The 18,545-nt window shown below is 38.3% G+C and carries 16 protein-coding genes and 2 riboswitches; all 16 genes read left to right on the top strand.

The window, feature by feature from the left end; translation table 11 throughout:
- Positions 1 to 92 precede the first annotated feature (92 nt).
- The 16 genes from EO126_RS08545 (at position 93) to EO126_RS08470 (ending at position 18,545) form a co-directional block, all read left to right on the top strand.
- Positions 93 to 437 (top strand): ABC transporter permease subunit, encoded by a 345-nt coding sequence (locus EO126_RS08545; protein WP_225723643.1) that lies wholly within the window; start codon positions 93 to 95, stop codon positions 435 to 437.
- Positions 437 to 1,273 (top strand): ABC transporter permease, encoded by an 837-nt coding sequence (locus tag EO126_RS08540; protein WP_127008495.1) that lies wholly within the window; start codon positions 437 to 439, stop codon positions 1,271 to 1,273. The genes EO126_RS08545 and EO126_RS08540 overlap by 1 nt, the downstream gene beginning before the upstream one ends.
- On the top strand, positions 1,270 to 2,214 hold the full coding sequence (locus EO126_RS08535) for an ABC transporter ATP-binding protein (protein ID WP_127008493.1): 945 nt from the start codon (positions 1,270 to 1,272) through the stop codon (positions 2,212 to 2,214). Before EO126_RS08540 ends, EO126_RS08535 begins: the two co-directional genes overlap by 4 nt.
- 1 nt (position 2,215) lies before the next feature.
- Positions 2,216 to 2,983, top strand: coding sequence for an ABC transporter ATP-binding protein (locus tag EO126_RS08530; protein ID WP_021840533.1), 768 nt, complete (start codon positions 2,216 to 2,218; stop codon positions 2,981 to 2,983).
- A 305-nt stretch (positions 2,984 to 3,288) separates the two neighbouring features.
- Positions 3,289 to 3,460: riboswitch (cobalamin riboswitch) on the top strand.
- A 224-nt stretch (positions 3,461 to 3,684) separates the two neighbouring features.
- Positions 3,685 to 5,928 carry a TonB-dependent receptor gene (locus EO126_RS08525; RefSeq protein ID WP_127008491.1) on the top strand — a complete coding sequence of 748 codons (2,244 nt, stop codon included), beginning with the start codon at positions 3,685 to 3,687 and terminating at the stop codon, positions 5,926 to 5,928.
- A 57-nt stretch (positions 5,929 to 5,985) separates the two neighbouring features.
- Entirely contained in the window at positions 5,986 to 7,266 is a 1,281-nt protein-coding gene (locus EO126_RS08520) for a PepSY-associated TM helix domain-containing protein (protein WP_164726730.1), read from the top strand.
- A gap of 63 nt (positions 7,267 to 7,329) precedes the next feature.
- Positions 7,330 to 7,500: riboswitch (cobalamin riboswitch) on the top strand.
- A 142-nt stretch (positions 7,501 to 7,642) separates the two neighbouring features.
- Positions 7,643 to 8,260, top strand: coding sequence for a MotA/TolQ/ExbB proton channel family protein (locus EO126_RS08515; RefSeq protein WP_006556571.1), 618 nt, complete (start codon positions 7,643 to 7,645; stop codon positions 8,258 to 8,260).
- The gene (locus EO126_RS08510; RefSeq protein WP_006556572.1) at positions 8,250 to 8,654 is read left to right on the top strand and encodes an ExbD/TolR family protein; all 405 of its coding nucleotides are present in this window, start codon (positions 8,250 to 8,252) and stop codon (positions 8,652 to 8,654) included. The genes EO126_RS08515 and EO126_RS08510 overlap by 11 nt, the downstream gene beginning before the upstream one ends.
- An 11-nt stretch (positions 8,655 to 8,665) precedes the next feature.
- Complete coding sequence (locus tag EO126_RS08505; protein ID WP_127008487.1) at positions 8,666 to 9,403, top strand: energy transducer TonB; 738 nt, start codon at positions 8,666 to 8,668, stop codon at positions 9,401 to 9,403.
- 103 nt (positions 9,404 to 9,506) lie between these two features.
- Entirely contained in the window at positions 9,507 to 11,483 is a 1,977-nt protein-coding gene (locus tag EO126_RS08500; RefSeq protein WP_127008485.1) for a TonB-dependent receptor plug domain-containing protein, read from the top strand.
- A gap of 115 nt (positions 11,484 to 11,598) precedes the next feature.
- Entirely contained in the window at positions 11,599 to 12,684 is a 1,086-nt protein-coding gene (locus EO126_RS08495; protein WP_006556575.1) for a radical SAM/SPASM domain-containing protein, read from the top strand.
- A 4-nt stretch (positions 12,685 to 12,688) separates the two neighbouring features.
- A complete protein-coding gene (locus tag EO126_RS08490; protein WP_127008483.1) occupies positions 12,689 to 13,675 on the top strand; it encodes an ABC transporter substrate-binding protein in 987 nt (328 codons plus the stop codon).
- Between the two features lie 42 nt (positions 13,676 to 13,717).
- Positions 13,718 to 14,755, top strand: a complete 1,038-nt coding sequence (locus tag EO126_RS08485; protein WP_006556577.1) for a FecCD family ABC transporter permease — start codon at positions 13,718 to 13,720, stop codon at positions 14,753 to 14,755.
- A complete protein-coding gene (locus EO126_RS08480; RefSeq protein ID WP_127008481.1) occupies positions 14,756 to 15,601 on the top strand; it encodes an ABC transporter ATP-binding protein in 846 nt (281 codons plus the stop codon).
- A 59-nt stretch (positions 15,602 to 15,660) separates the two neighbouring features.
- On the top strand, positions 15,661 to 16,587 hold the full coding sequence (locus EO126_RS08475; RefSeq protein WP_127008499.1) for a magnesium chelatase ATPase subunit I: 927 nt from the start codon (positions 15,661 to 15,663) through the stop codon (positions 16,585 to 16,587).
- 47 nt (positions 16,588 to 16,634) lie between these two features.
- Entirely contained in the window at positions 16,635 to 18,545 is a 1,911-nt protein-coding gene (locus EO126_RS08470; RefSeq protein ID WP_006556580.1) for a VWA domain-containing protein, read from the top strand.

The following is an 18,545-nucleotide window of genomic DNA, read 5'->3' as shown; positions in this document are numbered from 1 at the left end:
TGGTGTAATGCACTGCCACGCAAAATTCTAAATTACCGGACACCACAAGAAGTATTCATTGAAGAAGTTAATAAGTTACTGGGTTTTTAAAAGTGTTCAATTTCATATTGCAATTTACTCCTTTTATTCAGACTTTACGCGCTAAAGGTTTTCCTATGCGATATATCTTACTACATCATGTGTTGCCTAATTCATTTATGCCGGTTATAACTATGATTGGTACTTATTTCGGCGCCATTCTAGGCGGCTCGGTAATAATTGAAGATTTATTTTCTATTCCCGGGATGGGCAGTTATGTACTGGCTGCCATATGGGGGCGAGATTACCCCGTTATACAGGGCTATGTGATTGTAAGTGGTACGATATTCCTTGTTTTTAATTATTTAGTCGATTTGAGTTATTATGTATTAAATCCTAAGGGACGAGGTGGCGATTGATGAAGGTTTTCCGCTCTGTACATCCTTTATATCTATTAGCTTTTGCTATAGTATTGGGAACAATCTTTTGCGCCGTAATGGCACCATGGATTTCACCTTATAATCCTACGGAGGTAAATACTGAAGAAATTTTGGAATGGAGTTCATACAAACATTGGTTAGGAACAGATGCATTAGGTCGTGATATTTTATCACGCATGATTTATGGTGCAAGAACATCAGTTGTTTTTGCGACCGTAGCAGCTTGTTGTACTATGCTAGTAGGATTGATATTGGGAATGATTGGCGGCTATTACGGTGGACGCATAGATCAAGGTATACAAGCTTTGGTCAGTCTGTTTCAAGGGTTGCCCGGTATGAGCTTTATGATTGCTATTGCGGCCGTATTACCGGAAAATGATGCCCGTTTAATTATAGCGGTAACGATTACTTCATGGACCGGATTTTCACGTATTGTGCGAAGTGAGGTAATACATCTTCGAAATGAAAACTATATTATTGGCATAAAAAGTTTGGGTGCCGGTAATTCTTATATTCTGAGAAGATATATACTGCCCAATATTTTTCCTTTAATCGTTGTTTTACTGACTCTTAGAATCGGTACCTCTCTTTTATCAGCATCTGCTTTATCTTATTTGGGCCTGGGGGTAGCACCGCCAATTGCCGATTGGGGTGTTATGATTAGTGATGCCCGGACTTATTTTAGGAGTTATCCGTTGATGATATTGGCACCGGGTATGGCAATAACACTTTTTTGTATGAGTATAAATTTGATTGGTGATTTTTTGCGTGAACATTTGCAGTTGAGTAATGCCGGAGAAAGGAAAATGTTATGATGGAAGATATTATTATTGATGACTTATCAGTTGCATATCCGTCAGAACAGGGGCTTACTCGAGTGCTTCGCAATGTAAATTTCAGATTAGTTTCAGGTAAAATAACGGCTTTGGTGGGCGAGTCGGGAAGTGGGAAATCTATAATGGGGTCAGCGATTATGGGGCTTTTGGATGAATCTGCTGTTGTGACCGGTAAAATTTATTTAAAAAATCAGAATTTATTGGCACAATCAGAAGCGGAATGGAATATGACCCGAGGTACCCGGATAGGATGGATTGCACAAGATCCTATTACTGCTATGGATCCTATGCAAAGGGTAGGTAAACAAGTCGTTGAATCAAACTGTTACAGAAATAAGACTTCTTATTCCGCTGAAAAAGCAAAGGGGATTGAACAATTAAAGCGGTTTGGCTTGCCTAATGCGGAAGCGGTATATGATAAATATCCCGGTGAATTATCCGGTGGGATGGCTCAACGTGTATTAGCAGCTATGATGGCGATGCCACACCCCGGGTGGATAATTGCGGATGAACCGACTAAAGGTTTGGATGCTTTTGTGCGGCGCGAAATTTGTCAGTTATTCCGTGATCTTCGAGATGAGAGCGGTGTTAGTATTTTATTCATTACTCATGATATCTGTTTAGCAGAAAAACTAGCAGATTATATTGGGATTATGTATGCGGGAGAAATTCTTGAATACGGTACTTGTGAAGAAGTATTTAAAGAGCCTAAACATCCTTATACTATCAGTTTTTTAGAAGCACAACCAAGATATAGGTTAAAATCGATTCCGGGGTTACCACCTGATTTGCATAACATTCCCAATGGTTGTATTTTTAAAAATCGTTGCAAGTATTATGAGTTAGACATATGCGAAAAAGATCAAGTTATGAAGAATTTATCTTCTTCCCATCAGGTGCGTTGTGAATGGAGTAAATAGTATGAGTGTATTGGAAATAAGGAATATCTCTAAAAGTTTCACAACAGGCTTTATTAATAAAAGAATCTTCAAGGTTTTAAAAGATATTTCTTTTTCGGTAGAAGAGAATGAGATTCTTGGTTTGGCGGGAACCAGTGGGGCCGGGAAGTCCACATTAATTAGAATTATCATGCAACTTTTAAAGCCAGATCAGGGAGAAATTCTATTAAACGGAAAAGTAATATCGCAAATGTCGGCAAATGAGAATAAAAAAATGCGAGAAGATATGCAGTTAGTTTTTCAAAATCCGACTTCGTCTTTAAATCCGCGCATGACAATCAAAGAGTCTATTGAAGAACCGATTCGTATCCATAAGAATCAAGATATTAATTTAAAGCATAGTATAGAGGATGTTTTAGAGAAAGTACAACTTCGTAAAGAGTTACTTTCCAGATATCCGCATCAACTTTCCGGCGGAGAATTACAGCGTATTTGTCTTGCCAGGTTACTGTTATTAAATCCGAAGATTCTTTTATTGGATGAACCGACATCGATGCTTGACGTATCGGTGCAAGCACAGATTATTTCTATTTTAAAAGATATTCAAAAGGAACGATCTTTAGCTTGTCTGTTTATCTCGCATGATTTAGATTTGTTACGCGTAATTTGTAATCGTATCGGAATTATGCGCGAAGGCCGGTTGATTGAATTACAACCGACAGAATTACTTTATCAGCATCCTAAAGAAAAATACACGAAAGAATTGTTAGCGGCTTTTGAAGATTTTTAGTTGAGTATTTGCAGTAAATTATTATATTAGAGTATAGTTATTTTGATTAAAAATATTATAAAAAAATAAATAGAGTTTAACTATAAGATGAAACCTTAAAGTAAAAAATCTTTTGTTTTAAGGTTTTTTGTATAAAAATACTGTTTAGAATAATATGTTTAAATATAAAAATTAACGATGATAAGCTATAAAACCCTATGAAATAAAGGAGTTTTAGTATACAATATAGGGTATAGTATGATTAATATTTGTTTTGAATTAAGATTGACGAGGTGGAAAAGTAAATATATACTGTATATGAAGAAATTTTATACATATTTATAGGTGTCGATTTAGACTTAATAGAGAAATCGGTATAAGCCGATGCGATCCCGTCACTGTAAGAGGAGCTAATCTCATGTTGCCACTGGATATTCCGGGAAGGCGAGAGGCGCTATGAATCTAAGCCAGGAGACCTGCCTATTTATAATCTCCGTTTTAATCTACGAGCGATAGAGAGGCGATTATGGCAAAGGTCATGTAGCATATCTATTTCAAGATTGAAGTAGATATGTTTTTTTATAAGTTAATGGATTATGAAGGGATTACTAAGAACCTTGAGTTAGCATTAGGTGAGGTAGTGTTAAAAGAAGAGGAATAGTAAAAAAAATAAATCTATTAACTGATTAGGTAATTTAGGGTAATTTTATTAGGAGGGTATTATGAAAGGTCAGGGATTGTTAGTACGAGCGGCAGTATTGGCATGTTGTGGTAGTATTTTGAGCTGTGTTGGTGTACAGGCCGAAGATGCGGTTACTGATTATGATTTAGGGACAGTAGTTGTAACTGCGACAAAAACTGAGCAAACTATTGCTAATGTGCCGGCCAGTGTAAGCGTTATTACCTCACAAGATATAGCTGATAAGAATATTTCATCGGTTCAGGAGGTTTTGCAGTTTTTACCGGGCGTTTTTATTGACCAAAATGCACAAGGCAGTTTGACTATGCGCGGTATGAATTCTAAAGATATCTTGGTATTAGTTGATGGTGTTCAACAAAATAGTACCTATAATGGCTCAGTTGATTTTAATATGATTCCAATCAGTAATATTGAGCGTATTGAAGTATTACGCGGTGGTGCATCTTCCTTGTATGGTGGTCATGCAGTTGTCGGCGTTATTAATATCACAACGAAAGGCGCTCCGGAATTCGGTACATCCGTTGTAGCTGATTTATCGTATGGAAGCAATAATACATGGAAACGTGCCGTAGTAGTTAATTCAAGAGTATCTGATAAATGGAGCGTAGGGGTTAACTATGAAAAACGATCATCAGATGGATATAAAGGATTTTATCGCTCTATAAAACCGGTAACCGAAACGAGTAAAAATAAAGCAACTATGGCTGCAGATTTACCGCAATTAAAAAATGGTAATTATGTCGTTGGTGGCCGTGGGGAAAAAGAATGGGAGCATGAAAATTACGGTTTTAACGTAGGCTACTATTTTAATGAAAACCAGACTTTAACTTATAGCTATTCACATATTAACAGCGAATCATTCTATAAAAATCCGTTCTCTTATGTTCGCGATGCTGATGGCAATCCGGTTTGGAGCGGCTCTGTACGAGTAGCAGATAAAAAGGTGGTCGTATTATCCCCGGGGAGCTTTCTTGGTTATGATAACGAAAATAAGCGTGATACACACATTTTAACGTATCGTGACAGTGCTAATGATCTTGTGGCTCGAGCAAGTTATATTCATGATAAAGTTGACGGATATACGCAACCGATTGTTGACAGTAAATATACCGGGATTGATTGGACCGGTTTGGGTGAATACTCTAAATATCCGGGTAAAAAGTTCACGTATGAGGTTGAAAAAACCTGGCGCAATATTGGCAAACATACGATTAATGCGGGGATTTCTTATCATACAGAGGAAATGACTCAGAATCGCTATAAATTATCGAATTGGCATAATAAGAACTCTGTTATAACACACTATGCTCAAGATAATGGTAAGGTTAAAAACTTGGCAATCTTTGCCCAAGATGAATATAAAGTTAATGATGAGTGGAGTGTATTTTTAGGGGCTCGTTATGATCGTTTCGATAAAGGTGGCGGTAAATTTTGGTCGACAGAAGCTAATTATAATGACACCTCTGATGGAAAAATTTACAATCATATAAGCCCAAAAGTTGCCATAGAGTACAAAGCTAATGAAGATACTAATTATTACTTATCTTACGGTGCGTCATTTAATCCACCGGCCTTATATAACATCTATCGATACGTTGTCTATACCGGAGCCTCGGTCAATTCCGGCAATTATATTCCTAACCCGGATTTAGACCCTGAAGTATCTAAAACTTGGGAATTAGGCATGAAGCGTCAGCTTACTGATAAAGACACTCTTGATGTTTCCTTATATCATATAAAAACTGATGATAAGGTAGCGGCAGCCACTTTCTATGAACCGAATACCAATCCTAAGAAAGTAAAATACAAACAATATATAAATTACAGTGAAGAAACACGTCGCGGCATTGAGCTTAACTATGAGCATAAATTTACAGATAGTTTATCTTCATATGTTAACTATTCGTGGCAAATGGGGAAAATCATCGGACCAAAAATAACGAATTCTAATCAATCAGGCTATAGCAATGCAGTTGATTATTCTGTACCGAAACATATCTTCCATGCCGGTTTGGCTTATGACAAGGAAAAATGGACCGGTTTGTTAGATATGCAATATGTTAGTGCACGCCAAAGCTCTACGGCAGCAGCCGGCGAATACGGTGCTTATGACGGCTATTTCTTAGTGAATACCAGTGTTGGGTATCGCGTTACCCCTGATTTTACAGTTAAATTTAGTATTGATAATATATTTGACCGTGAATTCTATGATAATGAGGCAACTGCCGGTCGTACCTATACATTAGGTGTTCGTTACGAGTACTAGACGATTTAAAAAAGACCCTCAATCTATCATGATCGAGGGTCTTTTATGGAGTTTTATATGAAACAATGGTATAAGATTCATAAATACACGGGTTATATAGGGGGCATTGTATTTTTCTTACTCTGCTTTTCCGGGTTAGTTATTATGCTTAGAGGCTTTTCTTTTTCGAATATTGAAAAAGAAATGTACTCTGCCCATGAGAGTTCCATGTGGAATAACAGCCAAAATCAGATTAATACAATATTGGCGGAACATCCTAATTACACGTTGCGATCCATGGCAATTCGACCGGAGACCTCTTTGATTTCTTTTCGTTTTACTGAAAAGAATAATAAGGAGATTATTCGTTATCATTACTATATTCGAGATGGTCAGTTTATTCCGGCAAATAATCAGATGGTACCACGCCATGTTGATATGGACTATACGGCTGTAATTGTAAGAACCTTAGCCAGATTTCACAGTAATCTTTTATTGGGAGATACGGGGCGTGTTTTATTATTGCTGTTTAGTTTGGTTAGTTTAGTAACGTGTTTTGCAGGCTATAAAATTTATAGAAAAATTAATCTTTCACCAAAACGAGGAATGTATTCGCTACATACATTCCTAGGAATTGTAGTTTCGCCTTATTGCATTATTTTATTCGTTTCAGGCATTTTGTTGATAGGTCATTCTTATTTTTCACGGGTGTATTATGCTGATAGTGCGGCCGGGGCAGAAGCGTCTTTTGCGTCACAGCAAAAGACGGCATCTGTTTATACGTATTCGGACATTTTTGACTTAGTAAAGAATAAGTATCCGGATAAGGAGGTTTTATCGTTAGATATTCCATCCGGGAAAGATTTGTCTAAGCCGGCTACAAGTACTTATCACTTATGTTTGATTGATAAATCTGAATTGCAAAATGCATATCAAGGATACTTTGTGGCTGACGACTTGTGGGTGTGGGCTTATAAGAGTCCGGAGTTTATTTCTTACATAACCTCGCCACCATGGTATATGAGTATTTTGGCCGTGGGGGTTGATTTACATTTTAAGAATCATGGGCATCCGGCGTTAGAAATCATATGGCTTATTTATTTAGACTTGAGTTGCGCTTTATTGCTGTTATTATTCATAAAACCGCTTAGACGTGTACAGATTGTTATGAATAATCGTTATTCATTTGGTTGGGGAACTTTTATTTTAAACTGTGGTTATTTATTTTTACCTCTATTTGGGAAAATCGGTGTGTATATAGGTATTGTGTGTGGCCTTTTGAGTTTTGTTCTGATAGGGTTAAATATAAAAAATATTATTTATAAAAAATATGAAATAACACTTTTTTATTTAATTTAATTCAAAGAAGATGTGGGCAGTTGACAGCTATTATGTAGTTTTATACACTATAATCATATAATTAATAAAGTACATTATATAGGTGTCACATGACTTAATAGGGAAATCGGTATAAGCCGATGCGGTCCCGCCACTGTAGGAGGAGCGAACCTCACATTGCCACTGGATTTTTCCGGGAAGGCGAGGTAAGCGATGAATCTAAGCCAGGAGAACTGCCTATAGGAGAATCACCGTTTTTACCTACGAGCGATGGGAAGGGGATTAGCGATAATATAAACATTTGTTTTATTATGGGCACATCTTCGTAGATGTGTCCATTTTTTATATTTTGGGTGATTTGTGTTTTTGATGTGTTTGTCAAGGAGGATTTAAAATCGTGGAAATTTTAGAATTATTTCATAAGGGTGGCTTAGTTATGTATCCTATTTTACTGGCTTCGATTATAGCAGTAACAATAGGGGTAAATCGGTATTTATGTTATAAAGCGGCATCGTCAAATATTGATTTATTAAAAGAACAATTACCGAATTTATTACGTACACGCCAATTAGAAGCCGCTAAAGCTCTTTGTGATGAAGCAGGTGGTGTAGCCGGTAATATTGTTAAAACGGCTATTATTGAACGTACTGAAGATTTAAAAGCCGGTGATGTGGTAGAAAGTATTGCTACGCACGAAGTATTCCAATTAAAGAAATATCTGAATTATTTAGAAACTATTGTTACCTTATCGCCGTTATTAGGTCTATTGGGTACTGTTGTCGGTATGATTGGTTCTTTTAGCGTGCTTTCTATCGAATCCGGTGAACCGTTTGCTATTACCGGCGGTGTCGGTGAAGCCTTGATTGCGACTGCTACAGGTTTATTGGTAGCTATTTTGGCTTTGGTAATTCATACATATTTGGCTCAGCGTGTTAATGTATTGATTGCCGATATTGAGTATGTTGCTTCTTTATATGTAATTAATACGAATGCAGGTGTACGTCATGAAGCTTAAGTCAATGAAAATAGAACATCAACCTAAATTGATGATTATACCTATGATTGATATTATCTTCTTTTTATTGGTATTTTTCATGATGAGTATGTTGACGATGGTTGTTCAAAAGAGTGTTCCTATTCAATTGCCGCAAGCTGCAACATCTAAAGTAAACTTAGATAAAGTATTGCCAATAACGGTAACGGCGGACGGAGCCATTTATTTGGAACAGGAACGAATTCCGGAAGGTCAGTTGAAAGCACGCTTGGAAGCTGAAAAAAGTAAAAATCCGGAGATGGCCATTATTGTTCGCGGTGATGCGGGTGTTAATTATGGACGTGTAGTAAGTGTTATTGATACAGCTAAAAAATCAGGGATTCAAAAAGTATCTATAGCCGCTGAAGAAAGATAGGAGAGAATTCAATGAATAGTCGAAATATGTGGACTAAGCCTTGGGTCGCCTCACTCATTTTTCATGCCGTTGTATTAACCGTTATTCCTTTTTTGCCATGGCCGGCCATCCCTAAAGCGGATGATATGTCATCGATTATTGAGGTGGATTATGTAGAAATTAAACATCCTAATCCTAAGGGCAATTCTAATAGCGGTGGCGACGGTGGTGATGGTAGTGGAAATTTTGGAGCTAATTTACCGGCAGTAACGCCTATGACGGCGTTGCCTGAATATTCTGAGCCATTAACCAGTAATAATGAAAATAGTATTGTTACTAAACATCAGGAAACAATCCAACAAGGCGTAGTAAGTGCAGGCTTGGATTCAGCTCTTAATAGTGGTGGCAGTGGTTCCGGCAGCGGTGGTCTTGCCGGTTTCGGTACCGGTACAGAACCCGGCATTCAGGGGGATCCTAACGGTACGGAGGTTGATACTACTTTTTATAGGCCGGTACCGACATATACGCCCAAACCAAAATATCCAAGATCGGCTCGCAATCAAAATGTGCGTGGCAGTGTTGGCGTTGGTTTAACTATAGGCACTGACGGAAGTGTTGAGTCTGTTTGGATAAATGATTCATCAGGTAGTGATACCTTGGATCAGGCTGCCTTGGATGCAGTAAGTAGTTGGCGATTTGAACCGGCCAGAAGAGGTAATGAACCAATCAGTACGACTACAAGTGTTAATGTAGAATTCCAGTTGCGATAAAAATTAGGGAATTTCTTGCAACTCGAATATATTTTTATGTGTTTAAAAATAAAACTAAGCACATTAGGTATTTTTAATTTTGTATTGGTGTTAAGAGGTTATTATGACAAAAAAGAGTGTGTTGAACAAATCTGTGTTAAAAAAGCTGGTTTTGTTAAGTGTTGTGTCAAATTGTTTGTATACGGGAATTGCTTTAGCGGCTGAAGAGACCTCGGATTCATATACATTAGATCCGATTGTAGTTACAGCTCAACGTACAGAAACGAGAGATTTGGAAACTCCGGCGGCAACAGCTGTATTAACTAAAGAAGATATTAAAAATACAGGTGCTAAGACTGTATTTGACGCTATATCGTTTACAACGGGGATTACGAATTTTTCCTATGGGGCTGGCGGTCTTGATTACGGTTCCATGGATAGCCGTGTAAATATTCGTGGTTTAGAACGTGGTGCTCTTATTTTGATTAATGGCGCTCCTATTAATTTGAATGGTAAAAATAGCTTAAGTGGTATATTACCGGAAAATGTCGAAAGAATTGAAATTGTAAAAGGCGCGTCTTCTACGTTATATGGTGCTGAAGCACTAGGCGGGGTTATTAACATTATTACCTCGACGCCGGAAAAAGAATATGTAAAAGCCAAAGTTGGGTTAGGCAATTTAGGCTATAAACAGTATTTGGTTTCTGCCGGCAATAAAGATTTTAATATCGCTGTAGGTAAAGAGTTTTTCGGTGCTATTGATAGAACGAGTCCGAATCGTAAGGATTTAGACGGCAAGCGTAAATATGAATATTATAATGAACGCGGTAAAGGTGATTTATTTAATATTGCCTTAAATGCTAAGTTAAGTGAACGTTTGGATTTAAGTTATATGCGTAGTGAATCCAACTCCACTTATGGTCAAATTGTAGTACCGGGAACGTTAACTAAAGCAAAAGCGACAGAGGCATCAGAAAGTAAGCGTTATCATTATGACGATAAAAAGAATAATTTTTCATTGACTTATGACTATGATAATACTAAAGCCGTAGCTTTTTACACCGATCGTGATTTGTATGGTGAAAGTAAAAACTTGGCTACTAATAAGTGGAGTGAAAATGCCAGTAATTATTTAGCTCGTAAATATGGTATTGATGTTCAACATGAATGGAGTTTACGAGATAATAAAGATTCTTTCATTGGTGGTTTATTGGTAAGCCGAGATACCTATAAAGGCACAGCAGCGGCTACATCCAATGTAAGAGCTGGTCGTAATAATATGGCATTGTATGGTAGCTATTCGTATGAAATTAATCCTAAATTGACGACAATTTTAGGCGCTCGTTTCCAAAAAATCTCCGATCCGGTAAATGACCAGAATGTATTTATGCCACAATGGCAGATGCTGTATAAATTGGATGAACAGTCATCCATTTATTCGAATGTTGGTAAAGCCTTTACGATGCCAAACTTATCGGATACTTTTAAATATGTAAATGGCGGTTATCAGGCGATTAGCGGTCCGAATTTAAAACCGGAAGAAGGCTGGAACTATGAAGTTGGTTATAAACATGTAACTGAAAAAGACTCCTGGAAAGTGGCTTTATTCTACATGGACTTTAAAAACTTCTTTGATTGGGCTCCGGATCCTGAAACCGGTAAGAATACCGTTCGAATTAATGGCGGTAAATTCCAAAATGTCGGTATTGAATTAGATTACAAACGCTTATTGACAGATAAAGTAACATTGTCTTTGGGGACAACGTATTCTAATCCTAAAAAACGGGATATTGGCGTATCAACTTGGAATCAGGCGTATCCAAAACTTCAATTTAATGCGGGAGTAAATTATACTGACAATAAATTGGATGCCGGTATTGCGTTAAATTGGTTAACTAAACGTTTGCAAAACCGTGATGGGGGAACTAATCCGGATTTAATTAATTTGAATGCATATGTTTCCTATGCCTTCGGCGAAAATGATTCCGTACAAATTAATCTTAATAATATTTTAGACAGACATAATGTAATTACTAATGGCGATTGGGAATATTGGGATAATCCATTTAACTACACTGTTAGTTATGCACACACATTCTAGTGGCAGATTATAAAGGAGTGAATTTTATTTTTAATTTGCTTCTTGATATTTAGTATTTAAAAATTAAGCAAACTGATAATCACCGTCGGTATTTTGAATTTAGTAGGTAAAGGTAATGAGCTATATGGCATGCATGAATTGTAATGCGGATAATACAATACAGTCTAAATCAGTTCAGTTACTGATTTTGGCTTTAACAGGCCAATGTAATTTGAAGTGTTCCTATTGCTATGCAGCCAATCAGACTCAACAGCCTATGACGTGGAATACAGCAAAGCAAGCATTGCAGTATATAACTGAGTATTCGGGTACGCCTACCATTCAATTTACCGGCGGTGAACCTTTATTGGCGTGGGAGTTGCTAGTTAAATGTGTTGAATGGTTAGAACGTCATAAAATCAAGGCAAAATTGCAGATACAGACGAATGCGACGCTGTTAGATGACCGAAAAATAGAATTTATAAAGAAACATCAAATTGCTATAGGGGTTAGCTTGGATGGTTTTGCCGATAGCAATGCTGTGAACAGACCCTATATGGATTTTGGTGATTCAACAATGGATACAATTAAAAGTATTCAACTTTTAAGTAGTGCCGGTATTGAAATAGGTATTACGACAGTAGTTAATGCAGTTACTGTGGATAAATTGGACAAGGTTATAGATTTGGCCTATTATTTGGGAAATGTGCGGCAAGTCGGATTTAATCTGGTGCGTCCGCAAGGTCGGGGAAAAGAAGAACCACTTATTACCGAACAAATATTGGAGGCCGGTGTTCATAAAATGTTAAATCGGCTGGAATATTGGCAAAATATAACGCATCGTTCACTTATAATAGCTCAAATTGATAAAGTTAATAAATTACAAAAGGGATATACTCCTTTTTCACATTGCTATGCACTTCATAAGGCCGGTATGTATGTAAGTCCGGATGGTATGATGTATGCTTGTGCTTCTTTGGCAGGGCGAGAAGAATATTGTCTTGGCCATGTTACTACCGGGGGAGATAGTCAAAAGGAAAGTGTGTTATTGACTCATTTAGAGCCGGTTGTTGATATGTGTACGCAGTGTAATTTTATTAATTACTGTGGTGGTGCCTGTTATAGTCGGGTACGAGCAGGTCAGACTATAAATCCTTTAGAATGTACTATGAAAAAAATCTTTATTAAATATTATCAAAATAAACATACGATGAGGGCATAATTTTATGGCTTTTTGGAAAATATATCGAAAGATAATTATTGCCGGTTTACTTGCCATACTATGCTTAATCAGCTTATCCGGGTGTAGCGTTCATCCGGTTATAGATTCTACATCCGAGAAATATACCAAAACGGTTGAAAGTGCTGATGGTGTAATTGTAAAAATTCCTGATTATCCAAAGCGTATTGTAACGCTGACATCGGCTTATGATACAGTTTTATTAGGTCTTATTGATACGTCCCGAATAGCTGCTATCAGCTCGCTGGTAAAATATGAAGGGTATTCTATGGAATGGGAAAAGGCTAAGCAAGTAAAAACACAGTTGTATAGTTATCCTTTTGAAAAGATTGTAAAGCTAAAACCGGATTTGGTATTGGCACCGGAATATACATCTAAAGATGTAATTGACGGCTTACGCGGAATGGGGATTCCCACTGTAGTCGTCGATTCCGGAAAAACGGTAGAAAGTACTATTAAAAATATAGAAACAATGGCATATCTTGTGGGAGAGCCTGAGAAAGGGGCTTATTACAGTCGTAAAATTAGAACTGAGATTGATTGGCTACAGAATCAAGTAAATAAAATACCTGAGGATAAACGACGGAGTGTACTTTTTGTTTCATCCATGGACGGATATACCGGAACGGGAAGTTTCTTCGATGATATGAGTCGCTATATGGGTATTTATAATGCTCCTTCTTATCGAGGTTATCCACCGCGAATATCATTTACCGATGAGCGAGTTATTGATATGAATCCCGATTATTTATTGATTCCGGCCTATCAAACTATGGATAAAGGTTTGGAAGAGCGGTTCTTACATACGCCTGCTTTTCAGTCGATGAAAGCTATGCGGAATAATCATGTAATGCCGGTTCGAGCAGCGTATTTGTATACGAGTAATCAGCATATCGGTGAAGCAATGATAGAAATTGCAAAAATTGTTTACCCTGAGTATATTCAATCGGATTCGATTCCCAAAAATTTTTAGTTGTTAAGAGATGTAATTTAAATAATTCGTTTGGTGAGAGGTATGGACAGAAAAAAGAAACAAGTTATCAGCGTTATAACAATGACGGCCCTTCTGATAGGGATAATTATAATAGCCCTTCATTTGGGAACTATTAAGGTGCCGGTTCTTGGCGGTTTGCAGAGTATTTGGCAAGGTTTGGGTATACCGGTCACGGTAACTGCTCCATTGGAACCGGAGCAGGAAGCGGTATTATGGTATATTCGTATGCCGCGTATTTTAGTGGGGCTCATGGTTGGTGCCTCGTTAGCATTGGCCGGTGCCGTTATGCAGGGAATTTTTTCCAATCCATTAGCCGATCCGGGCATTATGGGGGTTTCGGCGGGTGCATCGTTAGGTGCTGTTATTGCTATTTCCTTAGGACTTACTTCGCTTGGTATGTTTTATATGCCGATGTTTGCCTTTATTGGCGCATTTGCGGCCGTTAGTATTACGATTTTATTAACCATGCGTGGTGGTCGTGTGGAAACGGCTACTTTATTATTGGCTGGGGTTGCTATCAGTATGTTGCTTGGTGCTTTTACCTCCGGTATTTTGACGCTGATGAATGAATATCGTTTGCGAGAATTTTTATTCTGGATGGTAGGCGGGCTCGATTTTAGACGTTGGGAGCATGTTTTTCTTGCTATTGGACCATTCCTCATTGGGACAACTATTCTAATTACTTTTGGGCGCCAATTAAACGTGTTGGTATTAGGTGATACGGAAGCAAAGGCTTTAGGCGTTCCGGTTATGTTATACCGATTGATTTTCTTATTTTTAGCGTCATTTATTACAGCGACAGCTGTTTGTGTAAGTGGTGCTATCGGTTTTGTGGGGCTTATTATTCCTCACATCGTTCGAATTTTGGTGGGGCCTGACCACCGCATATTATTGCCGGTTTCAGCCTTAGCAGGAGCACTTTTTCTTGTATTTTGTGATACATTGGGGCGTGTGTTGGCGTCGCCGAGTGAAATTCGCGTGGGTATTATGACGGCTTTATTAGGGGCTCCGTACTTCTTATATCTATTACGTCGTGTTCGTCAAAAAGGAGGCATTTAAATGGAATTAAGTGTAGAACATCTAAGTGTATCCTTGAGTAATCAACAGATTTTACATGATATCTCTTTACAGGCTAAACGTGGCGAGTTTATAGGTATTATTGGACCTAATGGTTCAGGTAAAACTACTTTTTTAAAGGCATTACGAGGTTTATATCCTTTTACGGAAGGAGCTGTTATATTAAACGGTGACTCTATAGCACAACGGAGTGATAAAGAGATTGCTCGACAAGTTGCTTGTATGCAACAAAGTGTAAATTTAAACTTTGGTTATACAGCTAGAGAAATCGTTATGACGGCACGCTATCCATATTTAAAATGGTGGCAAAATGAATCTGCCAATGACGAAAATGTTGTTGAGACTGTTATGAAGAATGTGGGGATTTGGCATTTACGAGATCGAGCCGTTAATGAATTGAGTGGTGGTGAACGGCAACGTGTTTTCTTGGCCAAAGCATTAGCTCAAGAAACAGAATTATTACTTCTTGATGAACCGACGGCAGCTTTAGACTTGGTATATGCCGATGAAATTTTTAGACAGGGACGACAACATTGTGAATCGGGTAAAACTATTTTTATCGTAGTCCATGATTTAGAGTTGGCGGCTAAGTTTTGTACACGGCTTTTATTGATTTCAGACGGCTACTTAGTAGCGGATGGTTTGCCTAAAGAAGTATTGACGGCTAAAAATTTAAAAAAGGCGTTTCATTTGTCGGCCGCCGTGTATGAAGATCCATATTTTACACAGCAACGTATTTTTGTATTCCCGAATGATGCAACTGATATCGAACCGTATCGTCGCGGGAATACCTTACCACCTGATATGACGGTAGAGTTAAATGGATAGTAGGAGTCAGCAACATGAGCGAAATTAATGAAATAGAGCAAGGAACACAATTTAAACAAATATTATATCCGTTTTCGGCAATTGTAGGTCAGGAGGATATGAAGCGTTCTTTAATTTTAAATGCTATCGAGCCGGCTATTGGCGGTGTTTTGATAAAAGGGGAAAAAGGAACGGCCAAGTCAACGGCGGTAAGAGCGTTGGCGGCTATTTTACCGCCCTTGGAAATTGATGGCTCAGCGTCAATGCAGGTTGTGGAGTTACCGATTAATGCTACTGAAGACCGTGTAGTCGGAACGATTGATTTGGAATACGCTCTTACTGAAGGCAAGAAAAAGTTTGAGCCCGGTATATTGGCAAAAGCTAACAATAATATTTTATATGTAGATGAGATAAATTTGTTGGACGATCATGTGGTGGATGTTCTTTTAGACGCAGCGGCTATGGGGATTAATACAGTTGAACGAGAAGGTATCAGCTACTCACATCCGGCTAAATTTATATTGGTAGGTACTATGAATCCGGAAGAAGGGGATATTCGCCCACAGTTATTAGACCGTTTTGGCCTATCGGTAGATGTAAAAGGTGAACGCGAACCCGAATCGCGTATGGAAGTTGTAAAGCGTCGTTTGGCTTTTGAAAGTGATAAAGCCGCTTTTGAGGCAGTGTATAAAGACAGTGAGCGGGAATTGGCTGAAAGTGTTGTTAAGGCTCGTGCTCTATTGCCACAAGTTAACGTTACCGACGCTGTTTTGCGGAAGATTGCAGCTTTGTCGATTCGTCTTAATGTTGACGGCCATCGGCCGGATATTACGATGCTACATACTGCAAAAGCGTTGGCTGCGTATAATGAACGAACCGAGATTATTAATGATGATTTAAAAGAGGCGGCACAATTGGTATTGCCACATCGTATGCGCCGCCGCCCGTTTGAGGAACAAGGGTTTGACTGGAATAGTGTTGCCGATATTTTAGAGGCGGATGAATAATTTTTTATTCGTAAAAAATATCGGTTTAACCGCATAAAGGTGGACATATGATTGCGAATGTAGAGCGAGCTTTAGCAATGGCTCTTATACAACCAAAAATAAATAGCATTATAATTTCCGGTCCGACCGGTGTAGGAAAGAGTTATCGTGTCCGTGAATTATTACAGCAATGGCAAATTTCGTATCGTACTATTCCGGTACATATTCAGGCCGAGGCATTGACAGATCATATTGATTTGGAGAGAACCCTTCAAGCCGGTCATTATGTAGGCGGCAATGGTTTATTTAATCAGGCTGTAAAGGTGTTTTTTGTTGATGATTTTCATCTGTTACGAGAATCTTTACGCCACTTTTTACTGCAACGCGTTAGAGATGTGGGGGGAACTTTAATCGGTACTGTCAATACGGCAGAAGGTAGTTTGGCTGTATCTGAGTGGGAAAATATTGACTTACATATATCCATGGAAAACCCGGATGAAACAAATCGTTTGGCTGTATTGCGAGAAGTTTTGACTTCAGAACTTATCGAACCCATAATTTCGATAACGGATCTTAGAAGAGCTGAAGCATTGGTAACAAATATAGAGCCGTCTGAGGCGATATTGCAACTTTGTATCAGTTTTATAGTAAAATCCGGCGCAGTAGGTAATACAAATGAATTTTTACTGGCGGTTGCGGCAGCGGCATTGGCTGGGCTAGATCAAAAGTCATATATTTTACCGAAACACGTAGAGGAAGCTACTTTATATGTATTGCCTCATCGTATGCGGCAACAAACTGAAGTGGGAAATAGTCAAAATCAGTCACTCGATAGAGATAATAATCAATCAGAAAATAATCATGATAATGGTACGGTCAGTGAGGAGGAAAATAATCCGGATAATAATTCGCAAGAACCGGAGCAAAATAACGATAACGAAGATATTCAGAATACTGAATTAGAGGGTGACAATGAAAATGATGTTAGCCAAGATAATCAGTCACAGTCTGATTTTAGTGACGATTTAGATAGTTTAAATGAATCCTCTGAGAACGAAAGTCAAACTGATTTGGACAATCAGGATGATAGCCTTGAAAACGATGGTGTAAATAATATATGGCCGGAATTAATAGCGGCCATGAATCAAAACTTAATGGGTTTGCGTTTAGATGCTGATAAAACCATGGATCGTAAGGCACGAAAAGGTTCAGGCAAGCGCTTACGTACTAAAGCCGGAGATTGCGGCGGTCATTATGTAAGAGCTATCCAATATCCGGAACCGTTAAAAGATTTAGCTTTGGATGCGACTATACGAGCGGCTGCACCGTATCAAAAAATACGGCATTCGGAGTTACAAAATAACAGTTCGTTAGCCATTCAAATCAAGGCACCGGATTATCGACGTAAAGAGCGTGAAAAACAAGTCGGTGGTCATTATCTATTTGTTGTGGATGCCAGTGGTTCTATGGCGGCTCGCAAACGTATGGAGGCCGTGAAAGGTGCTATTTTCAGTTTATTACAGGATGCCTATGAGAAACGTGATAAAGTAGGTCTTATCGTATTTCGCAAGGAGAAAGCGGAATTGGTATTACCTTTTACCGGCAGTATTGAGTTGGCAAGACGTCTATTAGAACATTTACCTACCGGTGGTAAAACACCGCTTGCAGGGGCTTTGGAATTGGCTTATAGAACTTGTGAGCAGGTTTTACGACGTTCACCAACCGAAAAAATAGACGTTCTTATTGTTACGGATGGTCGGGCAACCTATGGTGAAACCGATAATCCGGTAAACGAAGCTTTAGCTTGGGGGAAAGCTTTTATTGATTTACCGGTGGGGATTTTGATATTAGATACAGAGCAAGATTTTATCCGCCTTGGAATTGCGAAAGAACTGATGCAGGCTATGCGTGGAACTTATTATTCGATTGATACCATAACAGCTGATACTGTATTGCAAGTGGTGAAAGGAAGCCGCTAA

The organism is Veillonella seminalis (genome assembly GCF_003992065.1).
Classification (GTDB): Bacteria; Bacillota; Negativicutes; order Veillonellales; family Veillonellaceae; genus Veillonella_A; species Veillonella_A seminalis.
Note: the sequence above shows the minus strand (reverse complement) of the source record. Positions and strands in the feature narration are given on the sequence as shown.